The sequence below is a fragment of the Neorhizobium sp. USDA 3394 genome (assembly GCF_056280385.1).
On the sequence record NZ_JBWCDU010000001.1, the window covers coordinates 2,729,349 to 2,741,483 of the forward strand.

At 63.2% G+C, this 12,135-nt stretch carries 17 protein-coding genes and 1 pseudogene; 9 read left to right on the top strand and 9 right to left on the bottom strand.

The window, feature by feature from the left end; all coding sequences use genetic code 11:
- The first annotated feature begins 86 nt into the window (after positions 1 to 86).
- Entirely contained in the window at positions 87 to 1,073 is a 987-nt protein-coding gene (gene pip, locus ACZ9EJ_RS13415; RefSeq protein WP_046642124.1) for a prolyl aminopeptidase, read from the top strand.
- A 186-nt stretch (positions 1,074 to 1,259) separates the two neighbouring features.
- A complete protein-coding gene (locus ACZ9EJ_RS13420) occupies positions 1,260 to 1,748 on the top strand; it encodes a GNAT family N-acetyltransferase (protein ID WP_370649714.1) in 489 nt (162 codons plus the stop codon).
- 16 nt (positions 1,749 to 1,764) lie between these two features.
- On the opposite strand, the gene ACZ9EJ_RS13425 is transcribed toward ACZ9EJ_RS13420, so the two are convergent.
- From ACZ9EJ_RS13425 to ACZ9EJ_RS13440, 4 genes are all read right to left on the bottom strand, one after another.
- Positions 1,765 to 1,956: a hypothetical protein gene (locus ACZ9EJ_RS13425; RefSeq protein ID WP_052754227.1), complete on the bottom strand. Its 192-nt coding sequence runs from the start codon at positions 1,954 to 1,956 to the stop codon at positions 1,765 to 1,767.
- Between the two features lie 20 nt (positions 1,957 to 1,976).
- On the bottom strand, positions 1,977 to 2,891 hold the full coding sequence (locus ACZ9EJ_RS13430) for a cytochrome c (protein ID WP_046642126.1): 915 nt from the start codon (positions 2,889 to 2,891) through the stop codon (positions 1,977 to 1,979).
- A gap of 86 nt (positions 2,892 to 2,977) precedes the next feature.
- Positions 2,978 to 3,418, bottom strand: coding sequence for a c-type cytochrome (locus ACZ9EJ_RS13435; RefSeq protein WP_046642127.1), 441 nt, complete (start codon positions 3,416 to 3,418; stop codon positions 2,978 to 2,980).
- 171 nt (positions 3,419 to 3,589) lie between these two features.
- Entirely contained in the window at positions 3,590 to 4,222 is a 633-nt protein-coding gene (locus tag ACZ9EJ_RS13440) for a LysE family translocator (protein ID WP_046642128.1), read from the bottom strand.
- 135 nt (positions 4,223 to 4,357) lie between these two features.
- Between ACZ9EJ_RS13440 and ACZ9EJ_RS13445 the strand changes: the two genes are divergently transcribed.
- The gene (locus ACZ9EJ_RS13445; RefSeq protein WP_046635842.1) at positions 4,358 to 5,047 is read left to right on the top strand and encodes a helix-turn-helix transcriptional regulator; all 690 of its coding nucleotides are present in this window, start codon (positions 4,358 to 4,360) and stop codon (positions 5,045 to 5,047) included.
- Between the two features lie 103 nt (positions 5,048 to 5,150).
- Positions 5,151 to 5,801 carry a ThuA domain-containing protein gene (locus ACZ9EJ_RS13450; protein WP_046635840.1) on the top strand — a complete coding sequence of 217 codons (651 nt, stop codon included), beginning with the start codon at positions 5,151 to 5,153 and terminating at the stop codon, positions 5,799 to 5,801.
- On the opposite strand, the gene ACZ9EJ_RS13455 is transcribed toward ACZ9EJ_RS13450, so the two are convergent.
- From ACZ9EJ_RS13455 to ACZ9EJ_RS13470, 4 genes and pseudogenes are all read right to left on the bottom strand, one after another.
- Positions 5,798 to 6,640 (bottom strand): metallophosphoesterase, encoded by an 843-nt coding sequence (locus tag ACZ9EJ_RS13455; RefSeq protein ID WP_476099257.1) that lies wholly within the window; start codon positions 6,638 to 6,640, stop codon positions 5,798 to 5,800. The two genes, ACZ9EJ_RS13450 and ACZ9EJ_RS13455, sit on opposite strands and share 4 nt — an antisense overlap.
- A 144-nt stretch (positions 6,641 to 6,784) precedes the next feature.
- A pseudogene (locus ACZ9EJ_RS13460) lies at positions 6,785 to 7,039 on the bottom strand (type II toxin-antitoxin system Phd/YefM family antitoxin); the annotation flags it as partial.
- Positions 7,040 to 7,117: 78 nt separating this feature from the next.
- Positions 7,118 to 7,489 (bottom strand): nuclear transport factor 2 family protein, encoded by a 372-nt coding sequence (locus ACZ9EJ_RS13465; protein WP_046641626.1) that lies wholly within the window; start codon positions 7,487 to 7,489, stop codon positions 7,118 to 7,120.
- Positions 7,490 to 7,607: 118 nt separating this feature from the next.
- Positions 7,608 to 8,210 carry a superoxide dismutase gene (locus tag ACZ9EJ_RS13470; protein WP_046641625.1) on the bottom strand — a complete coding sequence of 201 codons (603 nt, stop codon included), beginning with the start codon at positions 8,208 to 8,210 and terminating at the stop codon, positions 7,608 to 7,610.
- Positions 8,211 to 8,399: 189 nt separating this feature from the next.
- Between ACZ9EJ_RS13470 and ACZ9EJ_RS13475 the strand changes: the two genes are divergently transcribed.
- The 4 genes from ACZ9EJ_RS13475 to ACZ9EJ_RS13490 all read left to right on the top strand — a co-directional run bounded on the left by ACZ9EJ_RS13475 (position 8,400) and on the right by ACZ9EJ_RS13490 (position 10,271).
- Positions 8,400 to 8,723 (top strand): hypothetical protein, encoded by a 324-nt coding sequence (locus ACZ9EJ_RS13475; RefSeq protein ID WP_046641624.1) that lies wholly within the window; start codon positions 8,400 to 8,402, stop codon positions 8,721 to 8,723.
- Positions 8,724 to 8,810: 87 nt separating this feature from the next.
- A complete protein-coding gene (locus ACZ9EJ_RS13480) occupies positions 8,811 to 9,542 on the top strand; it encodes a sulfite exporter TauE/SafE family protein (RefSeq protein WP_046641640.1) in 732 nt (243 codons plus the stop codon).
- 130 nt (positions 9,543 to 9,672) lie between these two features.
- Positions 9,673 to 9,957: a ribbon-helix-helix domain-containing protein gene (locus ACZ9EJ_RS13485; protein ID WP_046632488.1), complete on the top strand. Its 285-nt coding sequence runs from the start codon at positions 9,673 to 9,675 to the stop codon at positions 9,955 to 9,957.
- Entirely contained in the window at positions 9,954 to 10,271 is a 318-nt protein-coding gene (locus tag ACZ9EJ_RS13490) for a type II toxin-antitoxin system RelE/ParE family toxin (RefSeq protein ID WP_046641623.1), read from the top strand. The genes ACZ9EJ_RS13485 and ACZ9EJ_RS13490 overlap by 4 nt, the downstream gene beginning before the upstream one ends.
- Positions 10,272 to 10,304: 33 nt before the next feature.
- Here ACZ9EJ_RS13490 and ACZ9EJ_RS13495 read toward each other — a convergent pair whose 3' ends face one another.
- Complete coding sequence (locus ACZ9EJ_RS13495; RefSeq protein WP_046632492.1) at positions 10,305 to 11,189, bottom strand: branched-chain amino acid aminotransferase; 885 nt, start codon at positions 11,187 to 11,189, stop codon at positions 10,305 to 10,307.
- A gap of 170 nt (positions 11,190 to 11,359) precedes the next feature.
- Between ACZ9EJ_RS13495 and tam the strand changes: the two genes are divergently transcribed.
- Positions 11,360 to 12,130, top strand: coding sequence for a trans-aconitate 2-methyltransferase (gene tam, locus ACZ9EJ_RS13500; RefSeq protein ID WP_046641622.1), 771 nt, complete (start codon positions 11,360 to 11,362; stop codon positions 12,128 to 12,130).
- The last annotated feature ends 5 nt before the right edge of the window (positions 12,131 to 12,135 follow it).

The window sequence follows — 12,135 nt, forward strand, 5'->3', positions numbered from 1 at the left end:
ATCAAGAGCAATCGGCAAGACGGAAGGCGCTTGTCGGAATCGTGCATTTGACAGGCAAGGTGAAAACACGAACCGAGGGCACGCAGATGACGGAAAATGCAATACCCGTACCGACCATCCTCCTCCCCGCCCTCGCCCCATACGAGACCGGCTTCCTCGACAGGCCCGACGGCAACCGGATCTTCTTTGCCCTCTCCGGCAACCCCAACGGCAAACCGGCGCTGCTGCTGCATGGGGGACCCGGTTCGGGCATGTCGGACAGTGCCAGGCGGCATTTCGATCCGGCGGTCTGGCGCATCGTCCAGTTCGACCAGCGCGGCTGCGGGAAAAGCACGCCCAGCGCGGGCGATTTCGGCAATGATCTTGCCGACAATACGACGCGGCATCTGATCGGCGATATCGAGGCTTTGCGTGAGCGGTTCCAGGTGCAAAGCTGGCTGGTCTTCGGCTCCTCCTGGGGCGCGACGCTGGCGCTGGTCTATGCGCAGGCCTTTCCCGAACACGTCCGGGCGATCATCCTTGCCGGCGTCACCACGACGCGCTGGGCCGAAATCGACTGGCTTTACAACGGCCTGTCGATCTTCCTGCCGGAGGCCTGGGAAAAGTTCATCGCGGCCATTCCGGAGCCCTTGCGCAACCGCCATCCCGTTTCCGCCTATCATGCGCTTCTCAACGATGCCGACCCGGCTGTCCGCCAGAAGGGCGCCTTTGACTGGCATCACTGGGAGGCAGGCTCGATCTCGGCGGAACCGCAGGCCGGACTGCCGGCCCGCTGGCAGGATCCGGCTTTCGTGCTCGCTCGGGCGCGGCTCTGCGTCCATTATTTCGAGAACCGCGCCTGGCTGGAGGATGGCCAGCTTTTGCGCGAGGCCTCCCGGCTTGCCGGGATACCCGGCGTGCTGATCCAGGGCCGGCTCGACCTGCAGGGACCGCCGGCAACGGCGTTCGAACTGTCGAAGGCCTGGCCGGGGAGCGAACTGGTGATGATCGAGAATGCCGGCCATTCGACCGCCGACCAAGGCATGGCGGAGGCGATCATCGCCGCTGCGAACCGTTTCGCAGATCACGCTTGACAAGGTTTGAGATCGGGAGCATCTAAGCGCCATGATCAACACGCGCACGACCACCGCCTGCTCGTATTTTTGGGCCTTCCTCTAAGGGGCGGCTCGACAGATCACCATGTCAACAAGCCGCCGTCAGGCGGCTTTGTTGTTTCAAACGGCACCTGACGGCAAGAAGACCGAAAAAGGATGCCGGAAATGACCGAAGATACCGATATCACCCTACCCCGCCCGCCGGTCGTGACGATCCGCAACGCGAAATCGCGCGACCTGCCGGAACTTAACGAGATGATCGCGCTGCTCGCCGCGCATCATAACGACCCCGCCGCCATCACCCCCGAAAAGCTCGAGCGCGACCTGTTCGGCGATATGCCGTGGATCAGCGCTCTGGTGGCCGACACCGGCTCGGACCTGATCGGCTACGCCATCCTCGTGCCGGTCTACCGGGCGCAGGAAGGCACGCGCGGCATGGACCTGCACCATCTCTTCGTGCGCGACGGCCATCGCGGCCACGGCATCGGCCAGCACCTGGTATCGCGCGCCCGCGAGATCGCCAGAAGCGCCGGCTGCGGCTATCTTTCGGTCAGCGCCGCCACCGGCAATTTCGCCGCCCACCGCTTCTACGAACAGATGGACTTCAAGCCGCGTCCGGTCACCGGCATGCGCTATTTGCAGGCGATCGCGTGAGATCCGCGGCCGAGGCCTATCCGGCGGCCTTGGCCAGGATTTCGAGATAGTCGTCGACCGCCTCGTGGAAGGCGGTCTCAGCTTCGGCGAGAGTATCGGCATGGAAGCCGATGAGATCGGCAATGCCTGCGACATGGCCGACGAAGAGTTTGTCCTCAACATCGAATTCGATGACGGCGGAATGGCCTTTGTATTCTCGTAGGTTCATGGCTCGTCCCCCAGGTTCGGCTACCGCGCCGGCACAGCCTTCAGATAGGCCGCAATCGCTTCGAGATCGCTTTTCGGCAGATGCGCGAGGTTCTGCTGCACCTCGACCATGGAGCCGCCGGCGGTGTCGAAATCCGGGGTGAAACCGGTTTCGAGGTAACCGGCAATGTCGCTCTCGCTCCAGGAGCCGATATCCTTCGAGCCCGGCGTGATGTTGGGGATGCTTCCCTTGCCTTCCGGGTTCGGGCCACCCGCAAGCCAGCGGTCAGCTAAGAAGCCGCCCGTCGCGTCACGCGGGGTATGGCATTCGCCGCAATGACCGGGGCCTTCGACCAGAAACTGGCCGCGCTTGACCTTGTCGTCGGCAGAGGCGAGCTGCACCCGCGGCTGGTCGTTGAAATAGAGGAATTTCCAGCCGCCGACCGCCAGCCGGATATTAAAGGGGAACGGCAGCTCGTGCGGCGGGGCGACGTTGCTGCTCGCCGGCAGCGTCTTAAGGTAACCGAAGAGATCGTTGATATCCTTGGCCGAGAGCCTCGAATAGGAACCGTAGGGGAAGGACGGGAAGAGGTGTTCGCCGTCCGGCCCGACCCCGCGGGTCGTGGCATTGCCGAACTGCGCCAGGGTCCAGTTGCCGATGCCGGCGTTCGGATCAGGCGAGATGTTGGGAATATGGAACGTCCCGAATGGGCTCGGCAGCGCCCTGCCGCCGGAAAGCACCTTCAGGGCATCGCCGGTGGCGCCGGTCGCGGCATGACAGCTCGCACAGCCGCCGGCCCAGAAGAGCTGTTCGCCCTTGGCAAGATCCGGCGCGCCGAGACCCGCCCAATGGGAATCGGGATAGGGATCGGGCTTGGTCAGCGCCCAGGCCGTCGCAGCGCCGGCGGCGACCACCACGACGCCCGCCGCCAGGATTTTGGACCATATGGATGCCATCGCCTTCCTCCTCCGGCGTCACTCTGCAATGCAAGGACGGCCGCAGCAAGCTGCAGCCGTCCTTACGTCCTAAAACCGCGCCGCGCTCACTTCAGGCGGAAGTTCTGGTGGCAGGTGTTGCAGGAGCCGCCGAGCGTCTGCAGGGCCTTGCCGACGGCGGCCTGGTCTGCCGGCATGGACGCCAGAAGCGCCTCCGCATCGGAACCGAGCTTCTGGGCGTTTGCCCTGAATTCGGCATTCTTTTCCCAGATGGCCGGTGCGGCCTTGGTCTTGTCGCCGGTCTCGGAGCCTGCCGGGAACTGGTCCGGGTAGGCCTTGATATTGGTGCTGATCGTGGTCAGCGCCGTGCGCACGGCAGCCTGGTCATAGGGCTTTTCGCCCTTGGCGATACCGCCAAGCGCGCCAGCTGCGCCGCCGATACCCTTCATCAGCGCCTGGCGCTTGGCAATCGGGGTTTCCTGCGCGGTCACGGCCGTCAAGCCAAGACAGAGTACGGCCGCGGCGGCGGCAATCAGTTTAAACTTCATCCATTCCTCTCCTCATAGACCGGTCACGCCGGCGCATTTTAGCGAGCGCATGATTGCCGGCTTATGCGTTTGAAAAAAGTAACTTTTCTGTCATGAGGCCGCGAGACCTCCGCCTGTTGCCGGGCCGGCACGGAATGTGAAGGAGATATGTCTCGCCGAGCCTGCCGTCCTTCAGGCGGTCAACCCCTCCCAGAGCGTCAACATGGAAACGGCAAGCAGCAGCAGGCCGGCGATCCGCCCGACCCAGATCGTCGCGCTGCCATTGCCGACCAGGAATTTTCGCGCATGGCCGGCCGCGGCGGCGAGGCCGCCATAGATCGCGAATTGGGTCGCGGCCGTCATCGCAGCCATGATTGTCGCCTGGGGGGCGAGCGGCCCGAAATCCGGCCGCAGGAACTGCGGATAGACGGCGAGCATGAACAGATAGGCCTTGGGATTGATGAGGCAGGTCACCGCGCCGCGCCGGAACGCTTCCCAGTTCGATCGCGTGTCCGCCGGGCCGACATGATCGACGGTGATCGAGCTCCTGATCAGGCTGACGCCGATCCAGGCCATGTAAAGCGCGCCGGCAATCAGCAGCGGCTTGAACAGGACCGGCATGAGGTTTGCGAGCAGGCCGACGCCGACCGCGCCATAGAGCGAGTGCACCAGCCCACCGGCGATGATGCCTGCGGTGGCGGCAAGCCCCGCCGCGCGTCCCCGGGTCAGAGAATTGGCGAGCACGAAGATCATGTCCATGCCCGGCACGACGATGATGCCGAAGAGGAGGGTGAAGAAGAGCCAGAGGTTTTCGGTGTAAGTCATGTCAGTTTCTAAAGCCTCGCATAATCGGCTTCGGATGCCGAAACCTTGTTTTTCAAACGGATATGCGGTGCTATACGGCAGCCCAACTGACAGCGTGTTGTCAGTAGCAATGGCTTGGGACCAAGGAAAAACGGCATGCGCAAGGCCTCGCGCCTGTTCGAGATCATCCAGATCCTCCGGCTCGCCAGGAAGCCGGTGACGGCGGCGGAGATCGCCGTGCAGCTGGAAGTCACGGTGCGTTCGATCTACCGGGATATCGCTGCGTTGCAGGCGATGCGGGTGCCGATCGAAGGCGGGCGCGGCATCGGTTATATCCTACGCCCCGGCTTCACGCTGCCGCCGCTGATGCTGTCGATCGAGGAGACCGAAGCGATCGTGCTGGCGCTCGCGCTGCTGGAGCGCACCGGCGACACCGAGCTCAGGCAGGCGGCCAAGCAGGTCAACCGAAAGATCGCCGCCGTGGTTCCGGCGCCGCTTGCCGGCACGTTTTCCGCCAATGCGCTGCATGCCTGGGGCTCAGTTGCACCGGTGCCCGACGCGCTCGACCTTGCGATGGTGCGACGGGCGATCCGCGACGAGCAGAAGCTGGCGCTCGACTACCGCGACGAATATGCCCGCGCCACGGAACGGACGATCCGGCCGGTGGCGCTGATCTATTATTCGCAGACGGCCAATATCGTCGCCTGGTGCGAGCTTCGGCAGGCAATCCGCAATTTCCGCGCCGACCGGGTCGAGCATTGCGAGCTCGTCAACGGTTTCTTCCGCGGCGAAGGCGAGACGCTGCGGTCGTTGTGGGTCCAGGGGTGGACCAGTCCGCCGATGTGACCGACCCTTATCCCGTGACCTTAGCCCTCCCCTGACAGCCGGCGGCTTTGTGCCTATGGTGCGCCCACTTCGTCAGGAATCGGCAGGGCATGGGAGACATCGAATGCGCAAGGCAATCATCGTCTGGAGCGGATTGAAGATCCATGAGCCGGAGGAATGCGCCGGCATTGTCGGCGGCATCCTTCGGGAGGACGGCTTTGCGGTCGAGATCACCGGGGATCTCGGGATTTTCGGCTCTACCGGCATCGCCAGCGCCGACCTGCTGGTGCCGATCATTACCGGCGAAAAGCTGGAAAAGGTGGATGCCAATGCGCTTGTCGAGGCGGTGCGCGGCGGGCTCGGGCTGGGCGGCCACCACGGGGCACTTGCGACCTCCTTCAAGGAGAGTGCTGCCTTCCGTTATCTTGCCGGCGTCACCTGGGTGGCGCATCCCGGCAATATCATCGACTACCGCGTCAACGTCACTCGCCCCAACGACCCGGTGATGCAGGACATACCCGATTTCGACTACCGGTCCGAGCAGTATTACCTGCACTACGATCCGACGGTCGAAATCCTCGCGACGACGACCTTTACCGGCGAATATGACGAGGCGGTGCGCAACGTGACGATGCCTGTCGTGTTCAAGCGCCATTTCGGCAAGGGACGGATCTTCTATTCGGCGCTCGGCCATGTGGCGGCCGAATTCGAGCATCCGCATATGCGCAGCATCCTGCGGCGCGGGCTTTCCTGGGCGGCGCGCGGCCGAGCCTAGAGAGCGAGGGTGCGGCTTTCCTCCCGGCCATGGCCGATGATCTCGATGCGGTCGGCAAAGATCTCGACGACCGCAAAGGTGTTTTCCGCCTGCGTATCGACCATGCCCTTGAAGTTGACGTACCAGGTGTTTCCGGCACGACCGAGATTGCCCACGTGGTTATGGCCGTTCAGATAGGCGATGACATTGCCCGAACGGGCGAAGAGATCGGTCAGCCGCTCGCAGTCCCAGAGATTGTGCTCGTTTTCGGGGTAAAGCGGATAGTGGCCCATGACCACGACCTTCTCGCCCGCGGCCCGGGCGCGGGCAAGCACCGCCTCCAGCCAGCCGAACTGCTCGTCACCGATGCCGCCGTTCCATTCCTTGGCGTTGATCGCGCCTTCAGCCAGCATTGTTTCCAGCCGCCGCTGCGCCAGCGTGTGGCGGGGATGGCCCTCCGGGGTCGAAAACAGGCTGATCTCGTTGCCGTCGATCACCACGAAGCGGAAGCCGCCGCGGGAAAACTCGTGCCAGGCGGCCGGCATGCCGAGCCGCGTATGGACATCGCCGAGCTGCGCCGGCGCGACGAAGAAATCGTGGTTGCCGGGCATGAGAAAGCTCTCGTGGCGCAGGTCCCGATAGACGGCAAGCACCGGATCGTAGCCCTCCCAGCCCCGGTCGATGAGATCGCCCAGCGTCACCACGAAGGCGAGATCCTCGCCGTTCAGCACGCCGATCGCCTCGCCCAGCTTGTCGAGGCTGTTGGCGTAATAACGGTCCATCTCCAGCCATGGCGGCAGGTCGGCGTATTGCGGATCGGCGATCACGCCGAAGCGAAGGAGAGGTTTTTCGTGAGGCATTTCGCGGAGGTAGCCGGTGGCTGTGACAGGCGTGTGACATGACCGGAACGGCGGCGGTGGCCGCCATTTGAAACGTCAGAGCAACAATTCGTCGGGTGACTTCACCGCCACCCCGAAAGGCAGGAAGTGCTTGAGTTTACGGGTATCACGGCTCGATGCGGGATTTCGGGCGAAGACATCATCATCGAGGTCGATATCGGCGGGAAAATTCCGGAGATACCGGACGAGGTTAGGGCGCTCTTTCCGCAGCGCCTTCCTTGCGGCCTCCGCCGCCTCGACGCTGACGATCACGGCTGCCGGCTTGCCGTGCCGGGTGATCGTCACGAATTCGCCCGCGGCAGCCTGGTCGACGATACCGGAAAAGCCCGCCTTGGCATTTTTCCAACTGATTTCCGCCAATCCAGCCTCCAAAGTGGTCACTTGTGACTATTTTGGATTATTGCGCGGGAAAATCAAGCTGGCTGAGGGACCGCCCATTCACGCAATCACCGTTCCCTGGTGGAAGACGATCTTCCAGCCGGTTGCGGTGCGCCTCCAGAACGTGGACCGACGGGTACGGCGGTCCGGCTCCTCTAGAATATACGACAGATGGTAGAGGTCGTCGGCGAGGCGGCTGATGGTGAAATCCCGGCAGGGCCAGTCATGAGGTTCCGGCTCGCGATATCGCTCGAGAAGGTTGGCGATCACAAAATCGCGCCGGTAGACTTTGCCGCTGGCGCCGATTTCCCAGAAGGCCTCGTCGGTCATGGCTTCCAGCGCCTCGCGGCTGGTGCCGAATTCGCGGCGATGGAAGATCGGCTCGCGGACGGCGAGCTCTGCCAGGACCATCTCTATCTGTTGCCCGTCCATACCTGCTTCCCTCCTGCTTTCCGTCCCGATGACCGAGTCCAAAAACGAAAACACCCGGCGCCTTGCGGCACCGGGTGGGATCCTCGGGTAAAACCGAAGATGACGGCGGTTGGCCGGATTACTTCGTGGCGGCTTCGTAGCGCTCGAGGACGTAGTCCCAGTTGATCAGGCTGTCGACGAAGGCTTCGAGGTATTTCGGGCGGGCGTTGCGGTAGTCGATGTAATAGGAATGTTCCCAGACGTCGACGCCGAGGATGGGCTCGGCACCGTGAACCAGCGGGTTCTCGCCGTTCGGGGTCTTGGAGATGACGAGCTTGCCGTCCTTGACCGAAACCCAGGCCCAGCCGGAGCCGAACTGGGTCGTGCCGGCAGCGATGAAATCGGCCTTGAACTTGTCGAAGCCGCCGAGATCGGAGGCGACCGCTGCTTCGAGCTTGCCCGGCAGCTTGGTGCCGCCGCCGCCCTTCTTCATCCACTTCCAGAAATGGACGTGGTTGTAGTGCTGGGCAGCATTGTTGAAGAGGCCCTGGTTGGTGCCAAAGGACTTCTTCACGACTTCCTCGAGCGACAGATCCGCCATGCCGGCTTCGGCAGCGAGCTTGTTGCCGTTGTCGACATAAGCCTTGTGGTGCTTGTCGTGGTGGAATTCGAGCGTCTCTTTCGACATGAAGGGCGAAAGAGCTTCGTAGTCGTAGGGGAGTGCGGGAAGTTCGAAGGCCATTGGTCTACTCCTTGTTCGATAGCTACCTGGGTTCGGCAGATACCTGGGTATAGCGTCGTGCGGGAACATAGGAGCGGAGGGGCCAAGAGGCAACGGTGAACTTGCCAAAAATCAAGCCGATCGGATCAAGAACCTGCTGAAATTTCCGGATACAAGAAACGGGCCAGATCACGATTCGGAGCCCGTTCGATGAAGACCACCTTTGCTCTTGCCGCAACCCTCCTCGCATCCAGCGTCCCTGCCGCGCACGCCTCCTCGGACGACGCATGGTCCGGTTTCCAGGCGGAGGTCGCCAAGGCTTGCGTGACCGCCGCCAAGGGGCTGATCGAAAACGGCAAGGCTCTCGTCGATCCCTTCGGCAGCCAGAGCTACGGGCTTGCCGTCGTCTCCGGCAAGGCGGTCGGCGCCAAGGTGACGATCAGCACCCTCTGCGCCTTCGACAAGAAGACCCGCAAGGCCGAGATCGGTGGCGAAATCTCCGCCGACAGGCTGACGGTGAAGACGGGGAAGTAACGAGCCGCAAAACGGGAACCTTTCTTCGCGCCTGCGAATTGAAAGCCAACGCCGCGGCAAAGAGGAGGCTGCATGTCGTCCGAATTCCTGACGTCCGACTTCCTGATCTTCGTCGCCATAGGTTTCTTCGCACAGATCATCGACGGGGCGCTCGGCATGGCTTTCGGGGTGCTGACGACGACCAGCCTGCTCGCCATCGGCGTGGCACCCGCGGCCGCAAGCGCCATGACCCATGTGACCGAGTGTTTCACTACCGCAGCCTCGGGACTGTCGCATCTCTACAACCGCAATGTCGACTGGCGGCTGGTGGTCAGGCTGGCGCCGGCCGGCATGGTCGGCGGGGCGATCGGCGCCTATATCCTGTCGAATATCGACGGTAAGGCGATCGAGCCCTTCGTCTCGGTCTACCTGATCGCCATCGGCCTCTTCATCCTCTACAAGGCCTTCCGTCCGAAATGGCCGCGCGACGTGCGCGACTGGATCGTGCCCTTTGTGGGTGGCGGGGGCGGACTGCTCGATGCGATGGGCGGCGGCGGATGGGGGCCGATCGTGACGAGTTCGCTGCTCGGTCGCGGCCACGATCCCAAAAAGGTGATCGGCTCCACGAACCTGACCGAATTCGCGGTCACCACGGTGATTTCCGCAACCTTCATCGTGGCGCTCGGCTGGTCGGAACTCTCCTCCGCCCTCGGCCTCATCCTTGGCGGCATCCTGGCAGCCCCGATCGGCGCCTTCATCGTCCGCTACCTGCCGGTCAAACCCCTGATGATCGCCGTCTCGATGGTCATCATCGGCACGGCCGCGGTGCGGCTTGTGTGAGGGAGCACAGGACGGACCAGACGCGAGGTTGCCTGCAGGAAGTCACTCCCGAATGGCCCAATAAACCGGACAGCGAAATGGCGCGCCTTGCCCGAATGTGATAGGCTTTCCCGCGAACAGGAACCGACCTATGCGCCCGAACCGATCGATTACCATCTCTCTGCCGGAAGACATGGCCGAACTCGTCCAAAAGAAAGTCGCGTCCGGCGAATTTGCCGACGAGAGTGAGGTGGTCGCCGAAGGATTGCGGTATCTGGCGGACCATGATGCGGGAATAGAGAGCTGGCTGCGGGACGAGGTCGTGCCGACCATCACGGCGCATGATCCTTCCAAGGCAATCCCGATCAGCGAAGTCCGTCGGCGCATCAATGCGCATATGGATGCGCGCGACAAAGACACCCGCCTCCCCGAATGAGATATCGGGTCGTTTTCGATCCGGCAGCGGATGCCGACCTGGCCGAACTCTATGACTATATTGCTCCGAAAGCCGGCCGCGCCATTGCACGGCGGTATATCAACCAACTCGTCGGCCACTGCGCGGCCTTTGAAACCTTCCCCACCCGCGGCACGAGACATGACGAGCTCGGCTCCGGTATCCGTATCGTCGGCTTCAAGCGGAAAGCCAGCATCGTCTTTCGCATCGATGCTGACGTCGTGACGATCATGCGCATTCTACATCGGGGCAAAAGCCTCGGTGGCGCGGACGACATCGATGACGATGAACTCTGACTTGTCCCCTGTGTCGCCCGCCGCCTGGAAGTTTCAGGCCTCGTCGCCGGGGGAACGGGCCCAGTCCATGTAGAGTTCCAGCGCCTTGCGGGCGACCGGGCCTTCCTGGAGCTGGCGTTCCTCGAAGCGGTTGACCGGCACGATCTTGGAATAGTTGCCGGAGGTGAAGATCTCGTCGGCGTCCATGAAATCCGCGACCGTCAGCGTCGTCTCGCGCACGTCGAAACCGCCGCGGCGCAGCAGGCCGATGACGCGCGAGCGGGTGATGCCGGCAAGGAAGGTGCCGTTGGCGATCGGCGTCATGATCACCCCGTCCTTGACCATGAAGATGTTCGAGGAGGCGGTCTCGGCGACATTGCCGTTCATGTCGCGGGCGAGCGCATTGTCGAAGCCGCGGTTGCGGGCTTCCATGATCATTCGGCCGCTATTGGGATAAAGGCTGCCGGTCTTGGCACCGGTCATCGCCACTTCCGGGTTCGGACGGCGATAGGGCGAGACGGTGAGCGAGGAGGGTTTGGCGGTCTGCATCGGCGCCTCGAACAGGCAGAGCGCGAAACGGGTCGATTCCGGATCGGCGGTGACGACGCTGTAGGGCATGCCGTGTTCAGACCAGTACATCGGCTTGATGTAAATCGCGGTCTTGCCATCGAACTTCTTGATGCCTTCCCAGGCGAGCGCCTCGATCTCCTCGGGCTGCATCACCGGCTTCATGCCCATGTTCGTGGCCGACCGGTTGACGCGCTGGCAATGCAGGTCGATGTCCGGGGCAATGCCGTCGAACCAGCGGGCGCCGTCGAACACGGTGGAGCCGAGCCACATGGCATGCGAGGTCGGGCCGATCAGCTTCGGGTTGCCCTCCAGCCATTCGCCCTCCACGAACGTCCAGGTGGTGGTGCGGGGGGCGGTGTTGACGGACATGGCGGTCTCCTTAACGCTTCAAAATTGCGGGGTGAGTGAAGTCCGGCCCCGCCGCCGAGGTCAAGCGATAATATGAAATGGATCATCACAAAAATTGATATTTTTGCCCATGGAGACCCAGGTGCCGGAGTGCCATGTTCCATCGAAACGAACACTCGAGGAAGACGCTCATGGCATGGTCGGCGGAACAATATGCGAAATTCGAGGACGAGCGGACGCGCCCGGCGCGCGATCTTCTGGCGCAGGTACCGCTCGGCTCGGTTACCCGTGCCTACGACCTCGGTTGCGGACCGGGCAATTCGACGGAGCTGATCGCGGCACGTTTCGGGGCAGCCAGCGTCGCCGGCATCGACAGCGACGACAACATGCTGGCGGCGGCGGCCAAGCGCCTGCCCGGCACGCAATTCACCAAGGCCGACCTGAATACCTGGGTCCCGGAGGAGCCGGCCGACCTGCTCTACGCCAACGCGGTCTTCCAGTGGGTGCCGGACCATATCTCGGTGCTCGCACGGCTGATGGACCACCTGAGGCCCGGCGGCGTGCTCGCGGTGCAGATGCCGGACAACCTCTCCGAACCCAGCCATGTGCTGATGGAGGAGACCGGTGCTGCCGGCCCGTGGAAGGCAGCCTTCGAAGGCGGCAGGGTACGCCGCGCAGTGCTGCCGCCGCCTGCCGTCTATTTCGACCGGCTGATGCCGAAATCCGTTCGCGTCGACGTCTGGCACACGGTCTATTACCACCCGCTCGCCGATGCGCCCGCGATCGTCGAATGGGTCAGGGCGACCGGGCTGCGGCCCTATCTCGACGCCGCCGGCCTCGCCCATGCGCAAGCCTTTGCGGCCGACTACACCGCCCGCATCGCCGACGCCTATCCGCCGATGGCAGACGGGCGAGTATTGCTGCGTTTCCCGCGGCTCTTCGTCATCGCGGTGAAGGCCTGAAAAAG

Excerpts from the sequence above, each read along its gene's own strand:
- pip (WP_046642124.1), top strand. The coding sequence starts at position 87 with ATGACGGAAAATGCAATACCCGTACCGACCATCCTCCTCCCCGCCCTC.
- ACZ9EJ_RS13420 (WP_370649714.1), top strand. The coding sequence starts at position 1,260 with ATGACCGAAGATACCGATATCACCCTACCCCGCCCGCCGGTCGTGACG.
- ACZ9EJ_RS13425 (WP_052754227.1), bottom strand. The coding sequence starts at position 1,956 with ATGAACCTACGAGAATACAAAGGCCATTCCGCCGTCATCGAATTCGAT.
- ACZ9EJ_RS13430 (WP_046642126.1), bottom strand. The coding sequence starts at position 2,891 with ATGGCATCCATATGGTCCAAAATCCTGGCGGCGGGCGTCGTGGTGGTC.
- ACZ9EJ_RS13435 (WP_046642127.1), bottom strand. The coding sequence starts at position 3,418 with ATGAAGTTTAAACTGATTGCCGCCGCCGCGGCCGTACTCTGTCTTGGC.
- ACZ9EJ_RS13440 (WP_046642128.1), bottom strand. The coding sequence starts at position 4,222 with ATGACTTACACCGAAAACCTCTGGCTCTTCTTCACCCTCCTCTTCGGC.
- ACZ9EJ_RS13445 (WP_046635842.1), top strand. The coding sequence starts at position 4,358 with ATGCGCAAGGCCTCGCGCCTGTTCGAGATCATCCAGATCCTCCGGCTC.
- ACZ9EJ_RS13450 (WP_046635840.1), top strand. The coding sequence starts at position 5,151 with ATGCGCAAGGCAATCATCGTCTGGAGCGGATTGAAGATCCATGAGCCG.
- ACZ9EJ_RS13455 (WP_476099257.1), bottom strand. The coding sequence starts at position 6,640 with ATGCCTCACGAAAAACCTCTCCTTCGCTTCGGCGTGATCGCCGATCCG.
- ACZ9EJ_RS13465 (WP_046641626.1), bottom strand. The coding sequence starts at position 7,489 with ATGGACGGGCAACAGATAGAGATGGTCCTGGCAGAGCTCGCCGTCCGC.
- ACZ9EJ_RS13470 (WP_046641625.1), bottom strand. The coding sequence starts at position 8,210 with ATGGCCTTCGAACTTCCCGCACTCCCCTACGACTACGAAGCTCTTTCG.
- ACZ9EJ_RS13475 (WP_046641624.1), top strand. The coding sequence starts at position 8,400 with ATGAAGACCACCTTTGCTCTTGCCGCAACCCTCCTCGCATCCAGCGTC.
- ACZ9EJ_RS13485 (WP_046632488.1), top strand. The coding sequence starts at position 9,673 with ATGCGCCCGAACCGATCGATTACCATCTCTCTGCCGGAAGACATGGCC.
- ACZ9EJ_RS13490 (WP_046641623.1), top strand. The coding sequence starts at position 9,954 with ATGAGATATCGGGTCGTTTTCGATCCGGCAGCGGATGCCGACCTGGCC.
- ACZ9EJ_RS13495 (WP_046632492.1), bottom strand. The coding sequence starts at position 11,189 with ATGTCCGTCAACACCGCCCCCCGCACCACCACCTGGACGTTCGTGGAG.
- tam (WP_046641622.1), top strand. The coding sequence starts at position 11,360 with ATGGCATGGTCGGCGGAACAATATGCGAAATTCGAGGACGAGCGGACG.